Annotated in this window: 2 protein-coding genes; one reads left to right on the forward strand and one right to left on the reverse strand. The window is 43.8% G+C overall.

Going from position 1 to position 3,650, the window contains the following annotated elements; genetic code table 11:
* Positions 1-599: 599 nt before the first annotated feature.
* A complete protein-coding gene (locus QUB70_RS31980) occupies positions 600-2,582 on the forward strand; it encodes an adenylate/guanylate cyclase domain-containing protein (protein WP_332985817.1) in 1,983 nt (660 codons plus the stop codon).
* Positions 2,583-3,170: 588 nt separating this feature from the next.
* On the opposite strand, the gene QUB70_RS31985 is transcribed toward QUB70_RS31980, so the two are convergent.
* Positions 3,171-3,650, reverse strand: a 480-nt coding sequence (locus QUB70_RS31985; protein WP_332985818.1) for an efflux RND transporter permease subunit, incomplete at its 5' end; no start/stop codon positions are given.

A 3,650-nucleotide genomic window follows, 5' to 3' on the forward strand; every position in this document is an offset into this window, starting at 1 on the left:
GATCCGCCTGAACATACACCCGATAATTGCGCTGCTGGAGATTAAAATCGTTCACATACTGCGAACCCAGAGCCGTTCTAATCTCACCTGTTTTTCAGATTGCATCAAGGATAGCAAGGTTTTCATCACCAAAAACTGAGATGGCGTCAGGTATTTTTGTAAATGAGTCTGGTAGAATCTTCGTATCATTATTTTTTTGGATAAGCAAGCGTGTAACAATTCTGCTGCCTATCTTTTTTTACCACAAGTTGGCTCAATCCTTACTAACTATGGGTTTGGAGCGGGTTTTCACCCCCCCAGGAGGCACAATATTAATCAATAAAATTGATGGTGGGTCGAGATGAGCGGGCTTCATCCATAGACAGCAACTGAGTTTGGGTCGTTTTCGGCTATTATACTCCCATCAGAGTGACACAAGAGCAATAAATTGCACATTCAAATTGTCGAAAGGGTTGTGGGGTATGAGGTGTAGGGTGTAGGCGCATGCAAATTAAATTCCTATTAACTTATGCTAGGTATCAATCTCGGGAGAAGTCACTATGCTTGGTAAATCAAGGAGGCTCTTATCACCTGGACTTTTCAGAAAAATTCCCCTACAAATGATGCTAATTGTTCCATTTGTTTTCCAAACAGTTGGAGCAGTGGCTGTTGTTGGTTATCTTTCCTATAGAAACGGTCAAAAAGCAGTAAATGATGTAGCTACTCAGTTGCGGCATGATATGAGCGATCGCATCAAGCAAAATCTAACTTATCTGGTTGCTATTCCCTTTCAATCTTTTGAAAGCTATGATACAGCCCTGAGACAAAACCGCATCGATCTTAATAATGGGAGAGACGTAGAGAAGTTTCTATGGGGACAACTCCCTGCCTTTCCCCTTGTTGCTGCCGCAGCTTTTGTTACCCCCAATCAGGAATTTTTTGCTGGTGAGCGGCAGGATGATGGCACGATCGTCATCCGTGCTTCGGAGGTAGAAAATAACCACACTTTGACGACCTATACCACCAGTCCAGAGGGGGAACGCCGAGAAATTATCAACGCCGGGAAACCTAACTTTGATCCCCGCCAACGCCCCTACTATAAAATTCCAGTCCAGCAAAAGCAAGCTGTTTGGGCAAAATTATATCCTCACATTACAGGCAAATACTTATATATTGCGGCGGGTAAACCCATATATACCCAGACTGGAGATTTCCAAGGAGTGTGGATGACCAGCTTAAATCTGGTAATGTTTGGGGATTTTTTAAGTAACCTCAAAATCGGTAAAACTGGGCAAAGTTTTATTCTGGAACGTTCTGGAGAAATGCTTGCCACCTCTACAGGGGAAAAGCCCTTTCAATATTACCCAGACAAGGTTGTCGAACTGCCAGAGCAACGAGTTGAACGACTCAAGGTTGTCAATAGTAGCAATGCCATCACTCAAAAAGCGAGTCAAGCTTTGCTAAAGCAGTTTCGGGATTTTCAAAATATCCAAGCATCTCATCAACTGAAATTTACCGTCTCTGGTAAAAATTATTTCGTCCAAGTCGATCCTTTTCGAGATGGTAAAGGTATTGATTGGTTGGTGGTGGTGACTATTCCAGAAGCAGATTTTATGAATCAAATTAATGCTAATACTCAGACTACAATCCTGCTCTGTTTAGCAACTTTGATTTTGGCAATATTGTTGGGTATCCTGACCGCTCGCCGGATTATCCGTCCTGTGGAGCGGCTCACCACTGCCTCGGAAGCGATCGCTGGGGGCAATCTCAACCAACAAGTGGAGGTTAGTTCCATCGTTGAACTTGGCAAATTAGCCAACGTTTTTAACGGCATGACCAGACAACTGAAGGATTCTCTAGATACCATCCATTTGGCAAATGAAGAGTTGGAAGCTAGAGTGGAGCAAAGAACTGGAGAACTGCGCCAAGAAAAAGAAAAGTCAGAACAATTACTTTTGAATATCTTACCTGCGGAAATTGCCGATCGCCTCATGCGGACTAATGAATCCCCTGCTGAACATTTTGAAGAAGCCACGATTTTGTTTGCGGATATCGTAGGTTTTACCAGTATCTCGGCCCGGATAGAGCCGATGCAATTGGTAGCAGGTTTGAACCAAATTTTCTCTGCCTTCGATCAACTCACTGAAAAGTATGGCTTAGAGAAAATTAAAACCATTGGGGATGCCTACATGGTAGTTGGTGGTTTACCCGTTTCTCGACCGGATCATTCCGAAGCGATCGCCAACATGGCGTTAGATATGCAAGCCTATATGCAAGACGTGGAGATTATTTTTGGGGAATCTCTACAAATTCGGATCGGGATTAATACGGGTCCTGTAATTGCGGGAGTAATTGGGATTAAGAAATTTATCTATGACCTCTGGGGTGATGCGGTGAATGTCGCCTCAAGGATGGAATCCCACGGCAAACCGGGATACATTCAAGTCACCGATGCGACTTATCTCAAATTACAGAATAAATACTTACTAGAGCCAAGGGGTACGATCGAGGTCAAGGGAAGAGGAGAAATGATGACCTATTGGCTTTTGGGTCGGCGGGAAGGAATATTAGCCACTAGCAATCGAGAGGTGAATAACTGTTAAAATAACGTTAACTAAGGGTTATTTTAATAGACCTCTTGCAAAAATCCTTTTAATCAAATTCTGGAACGGGCTCTGGGGCCCATTCCACAAGAAAAAAAATTTTGTGGGATGGGCATCTTGCCCGTCCTAGTTATTTTTGCAAGAGGTCTAATTCAATGTTAATTATTGAATTATCGGTAGTGCCTAAAGGTAAGGATGGTTGAAATTCCTTGGCAGTCTGGAGTTCATTGATTTACTACCGTGTAGAAAGATCCAAGTATCTGCTCAGGACAGGGTTCAAAGTGCTAATTATTTCGTTAATGTCTTGGCTTTGTAGCTGCAAATGCATTAAAAAAGCCAGGATACTTCAGCTCTGCAAGGTTGGCTCCAAGCTCTGAAAGCCTTACAGGAAAAGAGCTATGTCTATCCTTACCTAAATAGGACTACCGGAATGCTGATTGCGCCTACTAAAATGATAATTAAGGCACAGACGCTAGCAAAAACGGGTCGTTTAATAAAGCAGTCTGCAAACATAAGTTTGTTATTTGTTAAAGGTATGTTGTTGGGCTTCAGCGCTCTTGAGGGCCGGGGCCCAACAACGTACTTCACTTACTTGAGAACCACTTTATCGCGTTCCACCTCATCGTGGAGAGTCGTTTTCCCGTTCAAAGTTGTACCATCATCGGGCAGATTGTCTAGTCGATCGCGTTTCGTAAAGCGATCGCGAGCCGAGACAACCACCACATACAGAACCGGCACCATAAACAAACTCAAGAAAGTAGAAACAACCATTCCCCCCGCGATCGCATTCCCTAGCGATTTACGACTTGCGGCCCCGGCACCGTCCGGGTTAATCAGAGGAGCAATCCCCAAAATAAATGATAAAGAAGTCATCAAAATCGGTCGTAAACGCTCTTGAGCCGCCTCAACTGCCGCCTTAGCAATTGGATACCCCCGCTCCCGCAACTGGTTAGCAAACTCCACAATTAAAATTGCGTTTTTACTAGCCAACCCAATCAACATCACCAAACCAATCTGGCAATAAACATCATTCGCCAAACCCCGCAACGACTGAGCTAAAAGTGCACC

The organism is Microcoleus sp. A003_D6, from assembly GCF_036702825.1.
Taxonomy (GTDB): Bacteria; Cyanobacteriota; Cyanobacteriia; order Cyanobacteriales; family Microcoleaceae; genus Microcoleus.

What these genes read in the sequence shown, in the direction of transcription:
- QUB70_RS31980 (WP_332985817.1), top strand. Translation starts at nt 600, where the DNA reads ATGATGCTAATTGTTCCATTTGTTTTCCAAACAGTTGGAGCAGTGGCT.